The following is a 19517-nucleotide window of genomic DNA, read 5'->3' on the forward strand; positions in this document are numbered from 1 at the left end:
GCCAATACGGCGGCAGACGCAAACAAGCTCAGTCTCCTGATCGCAAAAAAGCATTTTGAAAATGTCACGGTTGCTTGATCCAGGTCAAATCCATCGCAGGTGCAATCGCTAGTTTGTCCTGATGATGTCACGGGTCCAAAACGAGATTGCGGTGGAATCGATTGCAGCGGCCGATATTCGGCCGCTCTTCCCGCTGGTCCGCGCCGTGGAACCGGGGCTGCTGTGGCCGCAATGGGACCGCTATGCCCGGCGTGTTGCGCGTAGCGGTCCGCGCGCGAAAGAAGGCATCGTCGTCGCGCGCCGGCGTGGCCATGCCATGCCCTGTGGCGCCGTCTGCTATCGGCTGGATCGTGACCTGCGCCTCGGCTCCGTGCTCACGGCCGAGCATTTCATCGCGGTCGACCTGCTCTACCCGCATGCGGTTCTGGCGGCGCTCGCCATGGCCCTGGATGAACTGGCCAAGCGGTTCGGCTGCGCCGCCATCCGCTCCATCCTGCATGACAGAGATCCGAAGATCGCCGAGGATCTGGGGGGCGCCGGCCATAATCGTGATGGTCTGATGCTGACCAAAAGCTGTACCGGCGTCCGGCTCCGCTAGTCCTTCCACCGTCCAGATACAAACACCCGCGTCCCTGGGGGCGCGGGTGTTTGTGCGTCTGGCGGCGGCACTTCAACAACCGTCATGCCCGGCATAAGCCGGGCATGACGGTATGGGGGGTGCGTGTCCGATCCCATCTGACATTCTCGATCATCAGGGAAATTTGCGGCGCACGAGTTGCCAGGCGATGAGATAGAAACACAGGTAGATCACGGGAATGACGAGGATGAATCCCGCCAGCTTGTCGGCCATCATGGATCGGTCTCCGTCTTCAGAAGGTTGTGTCGCCGCGCGCCCTGGCCCGGCCGTCTTCCTGGGTTTCAAACATCACCGCGCCGGCGGCGGCAATCAGCACGATCATCACCGTGCCCACCAGCCAGGCGAAATACCAGGGTGCGTAGTCACCGGCGACCACCGCAAACAGCAGAGACAGGGTCAGCGCTGCAGCGAGGCCGATCATTTGCAGAAAGCGTGTCATATCATTCGTCCCTCACAATGTGGCAGCACGCGTCAGTAGGAATGTTCGTCATGGGCCACGTCATCAACCCGGACCTTGCCGCGCATCACGCGATAGCACCAGGAGGTGTAGCAAAGGATGGCGGGGACGAAGATGGCCGCGAAGATGACCATCCAACCCAGCGTATAGGCGCTGCTGGAGGCGTTCCAGATGGTCAGGCTCTGCGCCGGGTTGCTGGAGGACGGCATCAGGAAGGGGAACATGGCCACACCCGTGGTGCCGATAGTGCCGGCCCAGGCGAGCGCGCCCAGCCACCAGCCGAGGATCGGCTTATTGGCGCGGATCGACAGGGATGCGAGCACCATGGCGGCCACGCCCAGCGCCGGCAGCGCCCATAGCGCGGGGATGGTCTGGAAATTATGCAGCCAGGCGCCGGCCTGGGTGATGACGGCCGGGCCGCCCAAGGGCGTCGATTCCATATTCGGATTGACGATCCCGGTATAGACGAAGCCGCGGATAAACCTGATCCAGACCCCGCCGATGACAAACAGCACGGCCGCGACCAGACCCGCGATCCAGGCGAAGCTGCGGGCGCGGCCATAGATCGGTTCCTCGCCGCGAATCATCAGCATCGCCCCGCCCTGCTGGACCGAGAGCGCCAGCGAGAGCACGCCGCAGAGGATCGCGAAGGGATTGAGCAGATACCAGATGAAGCTTTCGTCCTGGTGGTACTGACCCGTCCAGTCGAAGTGGAAGCCCACCCCCTGCAGCACATTGCCGAAGGCCGCACCATAGATGATCATCGGCAGCGCGCCCGAGATGAGAAAGGCCCAGTCCCAGCTGGTGCGCCAGGCGCCCCCGGCCTTGGAGCGGTATTCAAAGGCGACAGGACGCATGATCATGCTGAAGAGCAGCAGGATCATGACGACGTAGAAGATCGAGAAGGAGGTGGCATACAGCGTCGGGAAGGCCGCGAAGATCGCGCCGCCGCCCAGGATGAACCACACCTGGTTGCCGTCCCAATGCGGCCCGATGATATTGAGCGCGGTGCGGCGCTCAGCGTCATTCTTGCCCACGAAGCGCAGCAGGGTGCCCACGCCCATATCCATGCCCACCATGACGGCGAGGCCGATGAGCAGGATACCGAGCAGCCCTGCCCAGATCAGTTTCAGGATCGCGTAGAGTTCCATGACTTGTTTTCCTAACGCCTGCTGTGCCGCTTACTGCCAGGACTTGTCTGCGTAGCCGGCCCGGGCAAAGCTCGGCACGCCGCTATCCCGCGGGATCTTGGGCGTCGCATGCTCGGTGGGACCCAGGCGGGCGAACTTGAACAGCAGGTAGAGTTCAGCCGCGATGAACAGGCTGTAGAGCAGGACGAAGCCGATCAGCGAGAAGATCATATAGCCGACCGTATGGGTGGATGCGGACAGGTAGGTCGGCAGCCAGCCATAGACGGTCCAGGGCTGGCGGCCGTTTTCCGCAACGATCCAGCCATATTCGCAGGCAATGATGGGCAGCGGGATCGCCCACATCGAGGCCCGCAGCACCCAGCGGTGGCGCTCCAGCTCGTTGCGCAGGCTGAAATAGGCGGCAAAGGCGAAGACCACGACGAAGGCGAAGCCGAAGGCCACCATCAGGCGGAAAGACCAGAATTCAACGAAGACGTTCGGGATGGTGTCGCGCGCTGCGTGGTCCAGCACCGCCGGCATATTCGCCGCTGTCAGCTTGGACAGATCCTGATCCGGGGCATAGCGCTGGGCGAGGAAGCCATAGCCCATATTCTGTTCATACTGCTTGAAGGTCGCGAGGGAGGCAGCGCTTTTGGTCGAGGAATAGTCGTGCAGCGCCATTACGGCCTTGATGCCATCGACGGTGTTCTGCTTCGCTTTCTGTTCCAGATCGAGGATGCCGGGGATGGCGGAGTTGAAGGAATGTGCCACCAGCGGGCCCAGAACATAGGGGATGTTGATTTCGGCGTAATTCTTCTGCGCCACGTCATCGGGGATCGCGAAGGCGGTCCAGGGGGCGGCCGGCGGCGTGGTCGTGTGCCAGATGCCCTCCATGGCGGCGAGCTTGGTCGGCTGCACCAGATAATCCAGACGGCCCAGCGCATCGCCCAGCGTCACCACGGCCAGCGAGGAGATGACGCCGAACAGTGCCGCCATGCGGAAGGAGCGCGCGGCAAATTCCCGGTGGCGGCCGCGGAGCAGGTAATAGGCGCTGATGCCCATGACGAAGATCGCACCGGTGACGAAACCGGCGATCGTCGTATGGACAAATTTTGCCTGCGCATCTTCGCTGAAGATCAGCGACGCAATGTTGTTGAACTCCATGCGCATCGTGTCAGGGTTGAAGCTGGCGCCGACCGGGTCCTGCATGAAGCCGTTGGCGATGAGAATCCACAGCGCCGAGAGGTTGGAGCCGAGCGCCACCAGATAGGTCACGGCCAGATGGCCGCCTTTGCTCAACCGGTTCCAGCCGAAGAACATGAGGCCGACGAAGGTCGATTCCATGAAGAAGGCCATCAGCCCTTCAATGGCCAGCGGCGCGCCGAAGACGTCGCCCACGAAATGCGAATACATCGACCAATTGGTCCCGAATTCAAATTCCATGGTCAGGCCGGTGGCGACGCCGATGGCGAAGTTGATGCCGAAAAGCTTGCCCCAGAACTGCGTCATGTCCTTGTAGATCTGCTTGCCGGTGATGACGTAGACGGTCTCCATCGCGGCGAGCAGAAATGTCATGCCGAGCGTCAGCGGCACGAACTGGAAGTGATAAAGGGCAGTCAGCGCGAATTGTAATCGCGACAGGTCAACGACGCTGAGGTCCATCTCATGCTCCAGTTACTAAGCGCATTGCTGCGGCTGCCGCGGTTGGGCAGCAGATCGTAACGCAAGCTTAGGCAGGGGCCCGCGCGCGCGCCTTGATCTGCGTCAATGCGTTTCATGGGCCCCATGCCATGATGCGGATATGGCGCGATCTGACCTCAATCTTCAGCTCATGAAGGCGCGGCGACGCGCCTGGCTCACCGATATCGGCCGCTCCGGCGGCGGTATCAGCCGTCTGGCCGGCCTGATGCTGACCCTGGACAGCGTGGCGGCGGTGGGTTTTGCGGCCGCCCTTGCCTATGGGCTGACGGCACTGCCCGGTGGATTTGCCGCCGCCTGGCCGTGGCTCGCCCTCGGCATCGTCAGTGCCGCAGCCCGCGGCCTCTGCGGCCTGGCCTCGGTCACGCTGGGCGCGGAAGCCGCGCGCCGCGCCAAATCCATCCTGCGCGACCGCATGACCCGGCATAGTTTCGCCCTCCCGCTTGGCCAGCGGCCGGCGACGGGTGCGCTGATGACGGCTGCCATCGACCGGGTGGAAACGCTGGACGGCTATATCGCCCGCTTTCAGCCGGCCCGCGCGGCAGTGGCCGGCATCATGGTCGTGCTGGTCGCGACGGCGGTCGCAAGCCCGATCGGTGCGGCCATCCTCACCGCGACACTGCTGCCCTTCATCTTCCTGATGATCCTGGCCGGCACGGCGGCGGCCGATCAGGCGGAAGCGCAGTTCCAATCCATGATGCGCCTCGGCGCGATCTTCGCAGACCGCATCCGCGCCCTGCCGCTGATCCTCGTCTTCCAGGCCGAAGTGGCGGAAACCGCGCGCCTCGCGGAAGCGGCGGGGGAGCTGAAGTCCCGCACCATGGCGGTGCTGCGCATCGCCTTCATCAGTTCGGCGGGGCTGGAGTTTTTTGCGGCCCTCGCCGTCGCGCTCGTCGCCGTCTATGCCGGCTTCAACCTGCTCGGCCTGCTGCCGGCTTTCATCACGCCCTTCCATTTCGGGCATCTCGATCTCGCCCGCGCCTTCTTCATCCTGGCGCTCGCGCCGGAATTCTACCTGCCGATGCGCAGGCTGGCCGCCGCCTATCATGACCGTCAGGCGGCTGAGACCGCGGCCGACGGGCTGATGGCGATCGCGGATCAGGCGGCGCCTCCGCCCGCGGCACCGCTGGTCCTGGCCGCACCACCCGCCATCCGCTTCGATGCGGTCTCTCTCCGCTATCCCGGCCATGACCGGGCGGTGCTGGACACGTTCACCCTCGATATCGCGCCCGGCCAGACGGTGGCGCTGCTGGGTCCCAGCGGCGCCGGCAAGACCTCCGTCCTCAACCTCATCCTCGGCCTGGTCGCGCCCTCGGGCGGCACCATCAGCATTGACGGTCAGGCGCTGGGCCCCTCCGTCAGCGTCGCCGGCGCGGTCGGGTGGGTCGGGCAGTCCCCGCTCATCACCGCCGGCACGCTCGCCCGCAATATCGGCCTTGTCCGGCCCGACGCGACATCGGCGGAGATGCTGGCGGCCGCCCGCGAAGCCGGGCTCTGCGCCATGCTCGCGACCCGCGCGGACGGGTTGCAGACCGTCATCGATGAACGCGGCAGCGGCCTGTCAGGCGGCGAGCGTCAGCGCATCGCCCTGGCCCGCTTCTTTCTTAATCCCGCGCCCTTGCTGCTGCTGGATGAGCCGACCGCGCATGTCGATGCGGCGAGCGAGGATGCCCTGGTCGCGGCCATTGCGCGCGCAGCACGTGGCCGCACGGTGCTGATCGCGACGCATTCGCCGCGGCTGGCGGCCATCGCCGATCGCATCGTCCGGCTGGAGGCAGAGTGATGACGGTGCTCGCCCAACTCATCGCGGCAGAGAAGAAGCGGCAGCGATTCTGGCTGCTGCTCGCCTCGCTCTCTGCCATGGCGGTTGCTGCCGGCTCGGTCCTGCTGCTCGGCGTCTCGGCCTGGTTCCTCAGCGCGGCTGCCATCGCGGGCCTGGCCGGGCCTTTGATTGCGGGCGCCTTCAACTACGTGCTGCCGGCCGCCATCATCCGGCTCTGCGCCATCCTGCGCACCGGCGGCCGCTATGCCGAGCGTGTCATCGGCCATGACGCGGCGCTGGGCGCCTTGTCGCGTCTGCGCCCGGCGCTGTTCGCCGGCATCCTCGCCGCGCCGGTCGCACGCGCGCTGCGCCTGTCGGTGGGCGATGCCTCCAGCCGCATGGTCCAGGATGTCGATGTGCTGGAAGCGCGTTTCGTGCGCATTCCCGTGCCCTGGGGCCTGGCCGCGGGCGTCGTCGCCGGTCTCGGTATGCTGCTGCCGGCCGGGCTGGCCCCGGCGCTGGCGGTGCTTGCGGTGCTCGGTGTCACGCTCGGCATCGGCCGGGTTCTGGCGCGGCTCTCGGCCGAAGTCGGGCGCGACGTGCAGCAGGCCACCGCCCGGCTGAAGGACCGCTATGCCGCGCTGGTCTCGGCCGCGTCCGAACTCCGCGCCTATGGGCTGGAGGATTGGGCGGCGCGGGAGATCGCGCGGGAGGGCGAAGTGCTGCTGCGCGCTCAGAAGGCCCTCACCGCCTGGGGCGGCTGGTTCGCCCTGCTGCAAGGTGCGGCTGCCGGCACCGCCGCCATGCTGGTGCTGGCACTGAGCATCCATCAGCCGCTGCCCTTCGCCGCCATGGCGGCGCTTGGGGCGGCCATGACCGTCGATTGCGCCGCGCCCTTTCTGCGCGGCCTGGAGGCCCAGGGCAGCTGGGCGGAAGCCGCTCGCCGGCTTGATAGCTTGCTTGACCGTCCGCCGCCGCGCGGCCCGGATAGCGCCCGGCTGACCGCGCGGCCCGAAATCCTCCTGCTGCGCCAGAGGGCGCGTCTGCTGCCCGGCAGTATCGTCGGCCTGACCGGCCGTTCGGGCATCGGCAAGACTTCCCTGCTCGACCGCTTGGTCGGGCTACGCACGGATGATGCGGGGATGATCTTGCTTGACGGCGTGCCGCTGCCGGCGATCGACCCTGCCGCCCTCCGCAGCGCGTTCGCCTATGCGCCGCAGGATGCCGCCCTGCTGGCGGGTTCGGTGCGTGACAATCTGGCGCTCGCGGCCCCGGCCGAGGCGACTGACGCAGACCTGTGGCAGGTGCTGGAGGATGCGGCTTTGGCCGATACCGTGCGCGCTTTGCCGCAGGGGCTGGACAGCTGGATCGGCGAAAACGGCGCCCTGCTGTCGGGTGGGGAGCGGCGGCGCCTCAGCCTCGCCCGCGCCTATCTGCGGCCGGCACCCTGGCTGCTGCTGGACGAGCCGACGGCCGGGCTCGATGCCGCGACCGAGCATCTGGTGGTGGAACGGCTGCAGGCCCGGCTGGCAGCCAGCGGGCAGGGCGCCATCATCGTCTCGCATCGCCCGGCACCGCTGGCGCTCTGCACCTCCCTCGTCACTCTTCACGAAAGAGGAGCCGAGGTTCTGGGTCCTTCCCGCCTGGGCGATCAGCCTCTAGATAGTCTCCCAGCCATTTGATTTCCGGGTTTTCCTTCATGGCCAAGACTGACCTCTATGCGACGCTTGGTGTCGCCCGCGATGCGAGCGCCGACGATATCCGCAAGGCCTATCGGGCACTCGCGAAGAAGCATCATCCTGACCTCAATCCCGGCAACAAGGACTCCGAAGATCGCTTCAAGGCGATCGCGGCGGCCAATGACATCCTGAGCGACCCCGACAAGCGCGCCCGCTATGACCGCGGTGAGATTGACGCCACGGGGGCCGAAGCAGCACCCGAACATCCGGCCTATCGCCGTTATGCCGATGGCGCCCAGGGCCAGCGCTACCGCCAGCCAGCGGGGGACGCGATGTCCGAGGATGACCTCGGCGACATTTTCGAGAATCTCTTCGGCCAGGGTGGGCAGGGCGGGCGGCGTGCCGGCAATGGCCCCCGGCGCGGTCAGGACCAGCATTACACGCTGACGATCGACTTCCTCGACACCGTCACCGGCGCCACCAAGCGGCTCGCTCTGCCGGACGGCAAGGGGCTGGATGTGCGCATTCCGCCGGGGATCGAGGAAGGCCAGACGATGCGGCTGAAGGGCCAGGGCGGCCCCGGGCGCAACGGGGCGCCGGCCGGTGATGCGCTGATCGATGTCCAGATCGTGCCGCATCGCTTTTTCCGCCGCGAGGGGCGCGACATTCATGTCGAACTGCCGGTGACGCTGTCGGAAGCCGTGCTGGGCGCGAAAATCACCGTGCCGACGCCCTCGGGCGTCGTCGCCATGACCGTGCCGAAACATGCCGATACCGGCACCGTGCTGCGCCTGCGCGGCCGCGGCATCGCGGCCCATGGCGGGCAGCCGGCGGGGGATGAACTGGTCACGCTCAAGCTCGTTCTGGGCAAGGCGGACGAGGCTCTGGAAAACTTCCTGCGTGATTGGCCAGGCGGACAGGGTTTCGATCCGCGCCGGAACATGACGGAGGCATCATGATCACCATCGAGACGCTGTCCCATTTGGTCGTGGGGCTGGATCAGGCCGAGGTCCAGCGCTGGATCGACAATGCCTGGATACGGCCGGACGGCGAGCCAGGGCGCTATCATTTTCAGGATATCGACGTCGCCCGCGTGCGGCTGATCGTGCAGCTGCGCGACGATTTGGGCGTCGATGAAACGGCCCTGCCGGTTGTGCTGTCGCTCATGGATCAGCTGTATGAGACGCGGCGCCAGATGCGCCGTATCTGCACGGTGATCGAGACCTCGGTGCCGGACGATGTCCGCTCCACCCTGCTGGACCAGCTGTCGCGGCGTTAGACCGCCATCGTGCCTTTGCATCATCTTTGAGAGGACGACAGCATGAGCCGGACAGGGTCCATCCTCACGCTGAATGCAGGCTCGTCCAGCGTCAAATTCGCGCTGTTTGACGCGGCGCGGGACCTGCATCAGTCGGTGCGCGGGGAAATCGAAAACCTCAGCAGCGTGCCGCATTTCCATGCTGTCGACGATCAGGGCCGCGAGCTGATCGAGCGGCGCTGGAAGAAAGCGGACAACGCCTCCTATCCGCACGTCATCGAAGAACTTCTGGCCTTCGCGGAAAGCCATCTGGGTGACGGCGGCTTGGCCGCCGTCGGCCATCGCATCGTCCATGGCGGCGCGGATTATAGCGGGCCGGTGAAGCTGACGCCCAAGGTGATCGACGCGATCGAGACGCTGACGCCGCTCGACCCGCTGCATCTGCCGCTGAACATCGCCCCCATCAGGGCGGTTGCCGACGCGCGGCCAAAACTGCCGCAGATCGCCTGTTTCGACACGGCCTTTCACCACACCATGCCGAAGGTCGCCCATACCTACGCAATCCCCCGCGCGCTGACCGAACAGGGCGTGCGCGCCTACGGCTTTCATGGCCTGTCCTACGAATATATCGCGGGCCAGCTGAAAGACCTGGCGCCCGATCTCGCGGGTGGACGCGTCATCGTCGCCCATCTCGGTGCCGGCGCCAGTCTTTGCGCGCTGCTGCACGGGCGCAGTGTCGCCACCACCATGGGCTTCAGCACGCTGGACGGGCTGATGATGGCGACGCGGTGTGGCATCATCGACCCCGGCGCCCTGCTCTATCTCGGCCGCCAGGGCCAGAGTTTCGATCAGATCGAGGAGATGCTGTATCGCAAATCCGGCCTGCTCGGCGTCTCTGGCATCAGCGGCGATGTCCGCGAATTGCTGGCGAGCGACAAGCCCGCGGCGCGCGAGGCGCTGGATCTCTTCGCCTATCGTCTGGTCTGGGAAATCGGCGCGCTGACCAGCGCGCTGGGCGGGCTGGACGGGCTGGTCTTCACCGCCGGCATCGGCGAGCATTCAGCCGAGATCAGGGCCGATGTCTGCACGCGCCTCGGCTGGCTCGGGCTTCGTTTGGACCCTTGGGCCAACAAGGCCCATGCCGGAATCATCAGCCAGAGTGACAGCGCGATAGCGGTCAGGGTGATCCCGACCAATGAGGAAGCGATGATCGCGCATCACACAAAGGCACTTCTGCACAAGGCCTGAACGCGAGAGGGCGGGACCCGCAGGTCCCGCCCTCTCAAAGGCATGTTAGATCCTATGAGGATCAGGCGTCGGCCATCTCATGCAGCGCCGGGTAATCCGTGTAGCCTTCAGCGCCGCCGCCATACATCGTGTCGCGGTTAAGCTCGTTCAGCGGCGCACCGGATTTCAGGCGCGCGACCAGATCCGGGTTGGCGATGAACTTCACGCCAAAGGAAATCGCATCCGCCCAGCCTTCGGCCAGCGCCTGCTCCGACTGCTCGATCGTGAACCGCTCATTGGCGATATAGACGCCACCGAATTCGGTCTTCAGCGCGCGGCCGATGGAATCATCCGCCTCATGCTCGCGCGCGAACAGGAAGGCGAGGCCGCGCGTCTTCGCTTCGCGCGCGACATGGCTGAAGGTGCCGAGCAAATCGCTGTCGCCCATGCTATGGGCATCGCCGCGCGGCGCCAGATGCAGGCCGACGCGATCGGCACCCCAGACGGAGATGGCGGCATCCACCGCCTCGAACATCAGCCGCGCGCGGTTTTCAACCGAACCGCCATAGGCGTCGTCGCGCGTATTGGTGCTGTCCTGCAGGAACTGGTCGAGCAGATAGCCGTTGGCACCATGGATCTCGACACCGTCAAAGCCGGCGTCCTGCGCATTTTGCGCGGCGCGGCGGAAGTCTTCGACGATGCCGGGAATTTCCTCCAGGGTCAGCGCATGCGGCACCGGATAGGGCCGCTCGGGGCGCAGCAGGCTGACATGGCCTTCCGCCGCAATGGCGCTGGGCGCCACCGGCAGCTCGCCGTCCAGCAGCGACGGGTCGGAGATGCGGCCGCAATGCCAAAGCTGCGCGAAGATACGGCCACCGGCCTCATGCACGCCTTCGGTGATGCTCTTCCATCCAGCAACCTGAGCGTCAGACCATAGGCCCGGCGTGCGCTCGTAACCCACGGCTTTAGCGCTGACGACGGTCGCTTCGGTCAGGATCAGGCCTGCGGTCGCGCGCTGCACGTAATACTCGCGCATCAGGGCGTTCGGAATACGGTCTTCCGTCGCGCGGGCGCGCGTCAGCGGTGCCATGATGATACGGTTGGGCAGGTCCAGGCTGCCAAGGCGGAGCGGGTCGAAAAGAGTGGGCATGGGCGTCATATCCTTCTACGGGCTCAAAAGCCCCGTGAGGGCGCGCCGCAGACCCAGAAAAGCGGCGAAAACGGTCGCGCCGATGTTTCGTGTTCGACGAACATCGAATATAGAAGGTCGCATCATGGCGCAAGAGCCCTACCAGCACCCCGATCTTGATGCGGTCACGCTTGCAGATGTGCTGCATGCCTTGAGCGATCCGCTGCGCCTGTCCATCGTCCAATCCCTCGCCCCGGGGGAGGAGGCGGCCTGGAATGCCTTCATGGTCAATGTCGCGCCCTCCACGCTCAGCCATCACATGAAAGTGCTGCGCAATGCCGGGATCATCGCCAATCGGCGGGATGGCACGCGTTGCATCGTCTCGCTGCGGCCGGAACTCTCCGCGCGCTTTCCAGGTCTTTTGGAAACCGTGTTGCGCCTGGTGCCCGAAACCACCTGAATCACGACGTGAGTGACACCACGTGACTGACACATAACAGGGTAGGAGCGCATCATGGCGAAGGTCGCCGTTCTCGATGACTGGCAGGGGGTCGCACGGACCAGCGCCGATTGGTCGCCGCTCGAAGCCAAAGCCGACGTGCTCTTCTTTGCGGATGCCTTCGCCGATGAAGATGCGGCCGCAGACGCGCTGGCCGGGTTCGACATCATCCTGACCATGCGGGAACGGACACCCTTTCCGGCCTCGCTCATCGCGCGCCTGCCGCATCTCGGCATGATCGGCATCACCGGCAAGGCCAATGCGTCGCTCGATGTCGCGGCCTGCACCGCGCGCGGCATCGTCGTCAGCAATACCGAAAGCCGCGGTCCGGGCGGGGCTTCGGCCACCGCCGAACTCGCCCTCGGCCTGCTCATCGCCTCCGCCCGCGGGATTGCCGTGGGTGACGCCGCGATCCGCCAGGGGGGCTTTCAGGGCGGCGTGCCGGTCGGGGAAACGCTCGCCGGCCGCGTGCTCGGCATCATTGGTCTCGGTCGGTTGGGCCGGATGATGGCGGGCTACGGCCAGGCGCTGGGCATGACGGTCCTGGCCTGGAGCCAGAATCTCACGCCCGAAACCGCCGGCCAAGCCGGCGTGACCTATGCGGCGAAAGACCATCTCCTGGCGGAGGCGGATGCCGTCAGCCTGCATCTGGTCCTGTCAGGCCGCACGCGCGGCATCATCGGTGCGGCTGATATTGCGCGCATGAAGCCCCGCGCCATCTTCATCAATACGTCTCGCGCCGGTCTGGTCGATCAGCCAGCTTTGCTGGCCGCCGTTCAGGCGGGCCGCATTCGCGCGGCGCTGGATGTTTTCGCCCAGGAGCCGCTGGCCGCCGATGATCCCTGGCGGCAGGCGCCGAACACGGTTCTCACCCCCCATATCGGCTATGGCGTGGCCGAAACTTGGGCTGATTTCTATCCGCAGAGCGTGGAGAACGCGCTCGCCTTCCTCGACGGCAGGCCGATCCGCGTCGTCACCGCTTAGGTCCACACGGCGCGATACAGGTCCTCGATCGTCGCGGCGTCCGGGATGCGCGGGTTGTTGCCGGGCGAGCCGGAGGCCAGCGCCTGCTGGGCCATGAGCGGGATCAGGCTGGTCCAGCGATCTCGGTCGATGCCGTAGCTTTGCGGCGTCGGCACGGCCAGGTCCCGGTTCAGCGCGCTGAGTGCCTCGGTCAGGCGGCCAACCGCCGTGTCGTTATCATCGGCCTCGGTCGCCACGCCCATGGTGCGGGCGCAGGTGGCGTAGCGCGGCATCGCCGCGGGCGCCGACCAGCGGGTGATTTCCGGCAGCAGCATGGCGTTGGACAGGCCGTGTGCGACATGAAAATGCGCGCCGATCGGGCGGCTCATGCCATGCACCAGCGCGACCGACGCGTTGGAAAAGGCAATCCCGGCCTGATGCGAGCCCAGCATCATCGCCTCCCGCGCGCCGCGATGGCCCGGCTCGGCATAGGCGGTGCGGATCGCGGGCCAGATCGCGCGCATGGCCAGCAGCGCCAGACCGTCCGAAAAGGGATTGGCGCGGCGGGAGACATAGGCTTCGATCGCATGGGTCAGCGCATCGATGCCGGTATCGGCCGTCAGCCGCTGCGGCTTGCTCATCGTCAGCTCGAAATCGACCACCGCCGCGATGGGCAGATAGGCAAGGCCGGCGCAGAGCATTTTCTCGCCCTGCGCTTCATCCGTGATGATGGTGAAGCGCGTGCCTTCCGATCCTGTCCCGGCGGTGGTCGGTATGGCGATGATCGGCAGGCCGGGCCTGTCCTCCTGATGCGGCGCCTTCAGCGCCTGCATTGACCCGCCGCGCTGGCTGAGCACGGCCGCGGCCTTGGCGGTGTCGATCGGGCTGCCACCGCCGAAGCCGATGACGCAGTCGAAATTGCGCGTGCGGATCATATCGACCGCGCTATTGACCGAGGCGATGGTCGGGTCGGGCACAACCTCGGTAAAGGCGCGGGGCTGAATGCCCGCGGCCTCCAGGATGTCGCTCAGCCGCTCCAGCCCGCCGCTTTGCGCCATAAAGGCGTCGGTCACGATCAGCGGCCGGCTGAGGCCAAGGTGTGTCAGCAGGCTTGCTGTTTCCTTGATGGCCCCGGCGCCGATGCGGATCAGCCTGGGCAGTGCGATGGCAGCCATGGCCTTATCCTCCCGAGGGGTTTCTTGTCCGCGCTGAGCCCGTTCAACAGGACCAGCGCAGTTAGAGAGGCGATTTGAGCCGATAAGCGACCTCTCCCACAATGCCGCGACGGAATACCAGTACACAGATGACGAAAATGCTGCCTTGGATGACAATCACCCAGGCGCCGAAGGGCGCCAGATAGTATTGCATGGCGACCACGATCAGCGCGCCGACGATGGGCCCGAAAATGGTGCCGATGCCGCCCAGCAGCACCATCAGCACAACCAGGCCCGAGGTCGTGGCACCGACATCGGACAGGGTCTCGATCCCCATCACCATCGCCTTCAGCCCGCCGGCGACGCCCGCAAGCACGGCGGCGAGGATGAACATGATCCGCTTGTAGCTGGCGGGCTGATAGCCGAGTGAGACCATGCGCGGCTCATTGTCGCGCACGGCGCGCACCACCTGCCCGAAGGGCGAGTGGATGACCCGATGCACGACGAGGACGCCGGCGATGAAGATCACGGCGACCAGCGCATACATGGCCCGGTCCTGGCCGAGCGGCAGCAGGCCGAACAGGGCCCCGCGCGGAATGCCCTGGATGCCGTTCTCGCCCCCCGTGAAGCCGGTCAGTTGCACGGCACCGAAATAGACAATCTGGGCCAGGGCCAGGGTAATCATCGCGAAATAGATGTCCTGCCGACGGATGGCGAGCCAGCCGAAGACCGCACCCAGCAGGCCGCCCGCCACGCCGCCGGCGATGATGCCAAGCTCCGGCGTCAGGCCCAGGCTTTGCACCAGATAGCCGGCGGTATAGCCGCCGAGGCCGAAATAGGCGGCCTGGCCCAGCGACAGCAGGCCGACCGAGCCCATCAGCAGATTGGTGCCCATGGCGAACAGCGCGTAGCACATCACCTGCATGACCACGATCGGATAGAGGAGGAAGGGGGCGGCGATCACCGCCACGATCAGGATCAGCAGGCCGGCGAGCTGGGCGCGCGAGAAACCGATCATTCAGGCCGCCTTGCCGAACAGGCCCGCGGGCCGCGCCAGCAGCACGATCGCCATGACGACGAAGACCACGACGGCCGATCCCGGCGGATAGAAGACATCCGTGAATCCCTCGATGATGCCGAGGCCGAAGCCGGTCAGGATGGCGCCGCCGATGGACCCCATGCCGCCGATGACGACGACCGCGAAAACGGTATCGATCAGATCCGACCCCATGCCCGGATTGACGGAATAAAGCGGCGCGGCGAGCACACCGGCGAGGCCCGCCAGGCCCACGCCGCCGCCGAAGGTCAGCGCCAGCAGGCGCGGCACGTTGACGCCGAAGGCCTGCACCAGCGCCGGGTTTTCGGTCGCCGCGCGCAGTAGGGCGCCCAGCCGCGTCCGCTCCACCACGAACCAGGTGGTGCCGCAGATGATGATGGCGGCAAAGACCACGAAGCCGCGATAGAGCGGCATATACATGAAGCCGAGATTGACGACGCGGGCGAAGGCTGCCGGCGGGTCATAGCTCACGCCCGAGACGCCGAAATAATTCGTCGCCAGTCCCTGCAGAACCTGCGCGAGGCCGAAGGTGAGCAGCAGCCCATAGAGGATATCGAGCTTGTAGATATGGCGGATGATCGTCCGCTCCAGCGCGATGCCGAATAGCCCGACCAGCAGGGGCGCGCAGACCAGCGCGCCCCAGAAGCCGATGCCGAGATAGGTCAGCAGCGCCCAGGTGACGAAGGCGCCGACCATGAACATCGCGCCATGGGCGAAGTTGATGATCCGCAGCAGGCCGAAGATGATGGCCAAGCCCATCGACAGCATGGCGTAGAAGGAGCCGTTGATGAGGCCAAGCAGCAGCTGCCCGAAGAGCAGCGGCAGCGGCTTGCCGAAGACCATCACCATCGCCGGTCAGGCCTTGACCAGGGGGCAGCCTTCGGTGGCGAGCGGTGCGAAGGTCTGCTCCGCCGAGGTTGTGTGCAGCAGGTCGTAATAATCCCACGGGATGGCGCTTTCGCCTGGCTTCTTCACGCGGAACAGATAGGACGGGCACATGAAGCGCCCGTCCTCGCGGATGGTGCATTGCCCGAAGGCATCGTCGCTGGTCGGCATCTTTTTCATCTGCGCCACAACATTGGCGCCATTGCCGGCGGCATCGACGCCCATGATATCGACGGCTTTGAGGAAATGCGTGGTGCCGCTGTAGCAGCCGGCCTGCGCCATGGACGGGTAGTTGTTCGGCGTCTTCGGCAGCACGCGCTTGGTGAAGGCGCGCGTGTGGTCGTTCATGTTCCAGTAGAAGCTTTCCGTCAGCACCAGACCTTGCGCAATCTCCAGCCCCATGCCGTGGATATCGTTGAGGTAGATGAGCAGGCCGGCGATCTTCATGCCGCTTTGGGTAATGCCGAACTGATGCGCCTGCTTGATGGAATTGACGGTATCCTTGCCGGCATTGGCCAGACCCAGAACCTGCGCGCCGGAGGATTGCGCCTGCAACAGAAAGGACGAGAAATCCGTCGTCTGCGGAAAGGGATAGGCGACGTCGCCCACCACGGTGCCGCCGGCCGCCTTCACCACGGCCGAGGTCTGGTCGCGCAGCAACTGGCCGAAGGCGTAATTGGCGGTGATGAAGAACCAGCTTTTGCCGCCCTGCGCTACCATGGCACCCCCCGTCGAATGCGACAGCATGTAGGTGTCATAGGTCCAGTGAATTGTATTGGCATTGCACTTCTTGCCGGTGAGCAGAGAGGATGCCGAATTGGAATTGATATAGGTCTTGTTCTTCTCGGCCGCGACCCCGGCAATCGCCAGGCCCACGGCGGAATTCGGCACGTCGATCAGCATATCGACGCCATTGTCGAACCATTGCCGGGCCAGGCCCGCGCCGACATCCGGCTTGTTCTGATGATCGCCCTGGATGACCTTGATGTCATAGCCCTTGGCGGCCGCGCCCCAATCCTCCAGCGCCTGATGCACGCAGGCGACCGAGGTTTTGCCGCCGATGTCGCTGTAGACGCCGGAAAAGTCGCTGCAGACGCCAATGGTCAGGCTCTTGCTGCCTGCAGCCTTCGCGCGCAGGCGCGGGACTGTGGTCATCGCCGCCGCTGTCATGGCGGTGCCGAGGATGCTGCGCCGGGTAAGGGTCATTCTGGTCGCCTCCCTGATGAATGCTTATCGTTGTGGGGTCTCGCTTAAACCCCAAGTCGTCTGTGCAGTTCGTCCATGCGCGCGGGCAATGCGGCAGCAGGAATCATATCGACGATGCGCCCCTGCTCGACGAGGTAATGGCGGTCCGCCAGCCTGGACACAAAACGGAAATTCTGTTCCACCAGCAGCACCGTGAAGCCGCGGCGCTTGATTTCGGCGATCATCTGGCCGATCTGCTGCACGATGACGGGCGCCAGTCCCTCGGTCGGCTCGTCCAGCAGCAGCAGTTTCGCGCCCGTGCGCAGAATGCGCGCGATCGCCAGCATCTGCTGCTCCCCGCCCGAAAGTTTCGTGCCCGGGCTGCGCGCGCGTTCCAGCAAATTCGGAAAAAGCGTGTGGATTTCGGTAATCGTCAGGCCACCCTGGGCCACCACCGGGGGCAGCAGCAGATTTTCATGCACGCTGAGAGAGGCGAAAATGCCGCGTTCCTCGGGGCAGAAGCCGATCCCCTGGCGGCCGATGACATCCGGCCGCGCCGCGATCAGCTCCCGCCCGCGGAAGCGGATGCTGCCCTGGCGCTTTCCGATCAGCCCCATGATGGATTTGAGCGTGGTTGATTTGCCCGCGCCGTTGCGGCCCAGCAGCGTCACCACCTCGCCCTCCTGCACGGTGAAATCCATGCCGTGCAGGACATGGCTCTCATCATACCAGGCGTTGAGGCCAGCAACCTCAAGCATGATCTTGTCCGAGATAGGCGGTGATCACGGCCGGATTGCGTGAAACGGTTTCGTAGTCACCTTCGGCCAGAACGCGCCCGCGCGTGAGCACGGTGATCCAGTCCGACAGGCCGGAGACGACGGACAGATTATGCTCCACCATCAGGATCGTGCGGCCCTTCCGCAGCCGGCGGATCAGCTCTACGATGCGCGCGACATCTTGCTCTGTCATCCCGGCTGTCGGTTCGTCGAGCAGCATCAAAGGCGGATCGAGTGCCAAGGTCGTGGCGATTTCCAAAGCCCGCTTGCGGCCATAGGAGAGGGCCGCCGCCGGCGTATCGGCAAACGTGCCAAGGCCGACATCCTCCAGCAGCGCGCGGGCCTGATCGTTGAACCGTTGCAGCACGCGGTCCGATCGCCAAAAGTCGAAGCTGGCACCACGCTGCCGCTGCAGGGCGATGCGGACGTTCTCCAGCGCCGTCATGTGGCCAAAAACCGCAGAAATCTGGAAGCTGCGGACAAGGCCGCGCCGGGCCACTTCGGCCGGCTTCAGCGCAGTGATGTCATCGCCACGATAATGGATTGTGCCTGCGCTGGGCTGCATGAATTTGGTCAGCAGGTTGAAGCAGGTGGTTTTGCCGGCCCCGTTAGGACCGATCAGCGCATGGATGGAACCTGTTTTGACAGTCAAGGAAACGCCATCGACCGCGGTAAATCCGCTGAACCGCTTCGTCAGCCCCGAGGTTTGCAAGACAGCTTCGTTCACTGTTCTTATTCCAGTATCACCGGATTTTATAGAAGGCTTGCATAGTTCGCAGGGCCGCGCAACAGCTATCGCGTCCGTGTCAGAGGTGAGGATACCAGTGCCGTCGATCGGTCAGCGGCAGGCGAAATAGATCGCGGCCTGACCCGCGCGCAGTCTGCTGTAGATCCTGGTCTGCACCGCCTGTTTGCCCAAATCGGCACAATGCGACTGGGCCGCCGCCTGGATCAGCGGCAGGGTGCGCAGGCTGGGATCGGTCAAAAAGGTGATGCCGGTCGCACTTTGCGTCTGCACGCGATAGGGCGGGCCCTTGCTGGTGGCGCAGCCGGCGAGAGCGAGGAGCGCGCAGAGCGGGGCGGACAGATAGCGGGCGGGGCTCTTCAGCATAGTCGTGCATCTCCTGTCCGGCTTCATCCCGATAGCGCAACACTCTCTCGTGCGGCCGCGCGTGTCACGCCAAAAAACGCTACCAGACCTTGCTATTCACGACGCAGAGCCTGGCCCAAAGCACGACGAAGGATGGTTCCGAGACATCCAGAAAGGTTCGTGCACGATCACCGTTGACCGAGAGGAAGCGGATCTCGGCGGTCGCGTCGCTCCTGTCGCGCGGGTGCAGCGTGCCGCAGAATGTCACAAGTCCGCCGGCCGTCGTGGTCACGAAACTGGTCGCAAACTGCATCGCTCGGGGAAAGGTCAACTGGCCGAGAACGGCGGCCCGGCCGCGCTGGGCGATGTCGGCCTTAGCCTGCGCGCGGACCTGGGCGGAAGGTTGAGGATCTGTGGCGGGCCATAAGATCGGGTGGATTTCTGCCTCACCCATCAAGGCCAGTGCCCCGCCCGCGATGAAGCAGGCCAGGGGCAGCAGAAGTCGCCGCCTATGGGGTCGCACCTGCGGCAGGTTGTGCGGGGCTGCCGCCGGTTCTGTCTCGGGAGGCAAGGGCGCGGGCGGGAAGAAGGGGGGAAGGTCAGGCACATCCGCCGTCATCGCGCCGTGTGGCGCCTCTGTATGAGGGGCCACAGCGGCGTCAGGCTGGTCTGGGCCAGCGCTCAGCAGCAGCCCGCATTCCGGGCAAAGCGGCGGATGACCGACCACCATCGCGGCGCACCACGGGCAGATGGAGGTCATGGGCGGTTATTGGCGCAAGACAGGTGCGGTAGCCAGAAGGTTGACATTACAACAAACAATCACGTGGCTTCCGAAATCGCTATCACGAAAACTCAGGCCACAGGATAGTTCCTTGACCGCGCCGCATATCACGCGGGCGCGCGTCCACCTTGCAGCGGACGCCGGCGGCCA

At 65.3% G+C, this 19517-nt stretch carries 20 protein-coding genes; 8 read left to right on the plus strand and 12 right to left on the minus strand.

The window, feature by feature from the left end:
- The first annotated feature begins 151 nt into the window (after nt 1-151).
- Complete coding sequence (locus AC3G7M_RS05405; protein WP_489214684.1) at nt 152-598, plus strand: hypothetical protein; 447 nt, start codon at nt 152-154, stop codon at nt 596-598.
- Nucleotides 599-869: 271 nt separating this feature from the next.
- Here AC3G7M_RS05405 and AC3G7M_RS05410 read toward each other — a convergent pair whose 3' ends face one another.
- The 3 genes from AC3G7M_RS05410 to AC3G7M_RS05420 are packed head-to-tail and all read right to left on the minus strand — an operon-like array spanning nt 870 to nt 3886.
- A complete protein-coding gene (locus AC3G7M_RS05410; RefSeq protein ID WP_489214685.1) occupies nt 870-1076 on the minus strand; it encodes a hypothetical protein in 207 nt (68 codons plus the stop codon).
- 32 nt (nt 1077-1108) lie between these two features.
- The gene (cydB, locus tag AC3G7M_RS05415) at nt 1109-2245 is read right to left on the minus strand and encodes a cytochrome d ubiquinol oxidase subunit II (protein ID WP_489214686.1); all 1137 of its coding nucleotides are present in this window, start codon (nt 2243-2245) and stop codon (nt 1109-1111) included.
- 30 nt (nt 2246-2275) lie between these two features.
- Nucleotides 2276-3886: a cytochrome ubiquinol oxidase subunit I gene (locus AC3G7M_RS05420; RefSeq protein ID WP_489214687.1), complete on the minus strand. Its 1611-nt coding sequence runs from the start codon at nt 3884-3886 to the stop codon at nt 2276-2278.
- Between the two features lie 139 nt (nt 3887-4025).
- Between AC3G7M_RS05420 and cydD the strand changes: the two genes are divergently transcribed.
- Genes cydD through AC3G7M_RS05445 form a run of 5 tightly spaced genes read left to right on the plus strand, consistent with a single transcriptional unit; the run spans nt 4026 to nt 9869 of the window.
- Nucleotides 4026-5705 carry a thiol reductant ABC exporter subunit CydD gene (gene cydD, locus AC3G7M_RS05425; RefSeq protein ID WP_489214688.1) on the plus strand — a complete coding sequence of 560 codons (1680 nt, stop codon included), beginning with the start codon at nt 4026-4028 and terminating at the stop codon, nt 5703-5705.
- Nucleotides 5705-7366, plus strand: coding sequence for an amino acid ABC transporter ATP-binding/permease protein (locus AC3G7M_RS05430; RefSeq protein WP_489214689.1), 1662 nt, complete (start codon nt 5705-5707; stop codon nt 7364-7366). Before cydD ends, AC3G7M_RS05430 begins: the two co-directional genes overlap by 1 nt.
- A 17-nt stretch (nt 7367-7383) precedes the next feature.
- Nucleotides 7384-8322 carry a DnaJ C-terminal domain-containing protein gene (locus tag AC3G7M_RS05435; RefSeq protein WP_489214690.1) on the plus strand — a complete coding sequence of 313 codons (939 nt, stop codon included), beginning with the start codon at nt 7384-7386 and terminating at the stop codon, nt 8320-8322.
- Nucleotides 8319-8642, plus strand: coding sequence for a chaperone modulator CbpM (locus AC3G7M_RS05440; RefSeq protein ID WP_489214691.1), 324 nt, complete (start codon nt 8319-8321; stop codon nt 8640-8642). The genes AC3G7M_RS05435 and AC3G7M_RS05440 overlap by 4 nt, the downstream gene beginning before the upstream one ends.
- Nucleotides 8643-8684: 42 nt before the next feature.
- Nucleotides 8685-9869 carry an acetate/propionate family kinase gene (locus AC3G7M_RS05445; RefSeq protein WP_489214692.1) on the plus strand — a complete coding sequence of 395 codons (1185 nt, stop codon included), beginning with the start codon at nt 8685-8687 and terminating at the stop codon, nt 9867-9869.
- A 61-nt stretch (nt 9870-9930) separates the two neighbouring features.
- Here the strand turns inward: AC3G7M_RS05445 and AC3G7M_RS05450 are convergent, their stop codons facing one another.
- Nucleotides 9931-10998, minus strand: a complete 1068-nt coding sequence (locus AC3G7M_RS05450) for an alkene reductase (RefSeq protein ID WP_489214693.1) — start codon at nt 10996-10998, stop codon at nt 9931-9933.
- Between the two features lie 124 nt (nt 10999-11122).
- On the opposite strand from AC3G7M_RS05450, the gene AC3G7M_RS05455 reads away from it, so the two are divergent.
- Nucleotides 11123-11437: an ArsR/SmtB family transcription factor gene (locus AC3G7M_RS05455; protein WP_489214694.1), complete on the plus strand. Its 315-nt coding sequence runs from the start codon at nt 11123-11125 to the stop codon at nt 11435-11437.
- A gap of 54 nt (nt 11438-11491) precedes the next feature.
- Nucleotides 11492-12460 carry a D-2-hydroxyacid dehydrogenase family protein gene (locus AC3G7M_RS05460; protein ID WP_489214695.1) on the plus strand — a complete coding sequence of 323 codons (969 nt, stop codon included), beginning with the start codon at nt 11492-11494 and terminating at the stop codon, nt 12458-12460.
- Here the strand turns inward: AC3G7M_RS05460 and AC3G7M_RS05465 are convergent.
- From AC3G7M_RS05465 to AC3G7M_RS05500, 8 genes are all read right to left on the minus strand, one after another.
- Nucleotides 12457-13614 (minus strand): iron-containing alcohol dehydrogenase, encoded by a 1158-nt coding sequence (locus AC3G7M_RS05465; protein ID WP_489214696.1) that lies wholly within the window; start codon nt 13612-13614, stop codon nt 12457-12459. The genes AC3G7M_RS05460 and AC3G7M_RS05465 overlap by 4 nt on opposite strands.
- A 61-nt stretch (nt 13615-13675) precedes the next feature.
- The gene (locus tag AC3G7M_RS05470) at nt 13676-14611 is read right to left on the minus strand and encodes a branched-chain amino acid ABC transporter permease (protein WP_489214697.1); all 936 of its coding nucleotides are present in this window, start codon (nt 14609-14611) and stop codon (nt 13676-13678) included.
- A complete protein-coding gene (locus tag AC3G7M_RS05475; RefSeq protein WP_489214698.1) occupies nt 14612-15499 on the minus strand; it encodes a branched-chain amino acid ABC transporter permease in 888 nt (295 codons plus the stop codon).
- Between the two features lie 6 nt (nt 15500-15505).
- On the minus strand, nt 15506-16741 hold the full coding sequence (locus AC3G7M_RS05480) for an ABC transporter substrate-binding protein (protein WP_489214699.1): 1236 nt from the start codon (nt 16739-16741) through the stop codon (nt 15506-15508).
- Between the two features lie 44 nt (nt 16742-16785).
- On the minus strand, nt 16786-17478 hold the full coding sequence (locus AC3G7M_RS05485) for an ABC transporter ATP-binding protein (RefSeq protein ID WP_489214700.1): 693 nt from the start codon (nt 17476-17478) through the stop codon (nt 16786-16788).
- Entirely contained in the window at nt 17471-18223 is a 753-nt protein-coding gene (locus tag AC3G7M_RS05490) for an ABC transporter ATP-binding protein (RefSeq protein ID WP_489214701.1), read from the minus strand. Before AC3G7M_RS05490 ends, AC3G7M_RS05485 begins: the two co-directional genes overlap by 8 nt.
- 111 nt (nt 18224-18334) lie before the next feature.
- Nucleotides 18335-18607, minus strand: coding sequence for a hypothetical protein (locus tag AC3G7M_RS05495; protein ID WP_489214702.1), 273 nt, complete (start codon nt 18605-18607; stop codon nt 18335-18337).
- A 79-nt stretch (nt 18608-18686) separates the two neighbouring features.
- On the minus strand, nt 18687-19346 hold the full coding sequence (locus tag AC3G7M_RS05500; protein ID WP_489214703.1) for a hypothetical protein: 660 nt from the start codon (nt 19344-19346) through the stop codon (nt 18687-18689).
- Nucleotides 19347-19517: the final 171 nt, after the last annotated feature.

The sequence above is a fragment of the Acidisoma sibiricum genome (assembly GCF_057837225.1).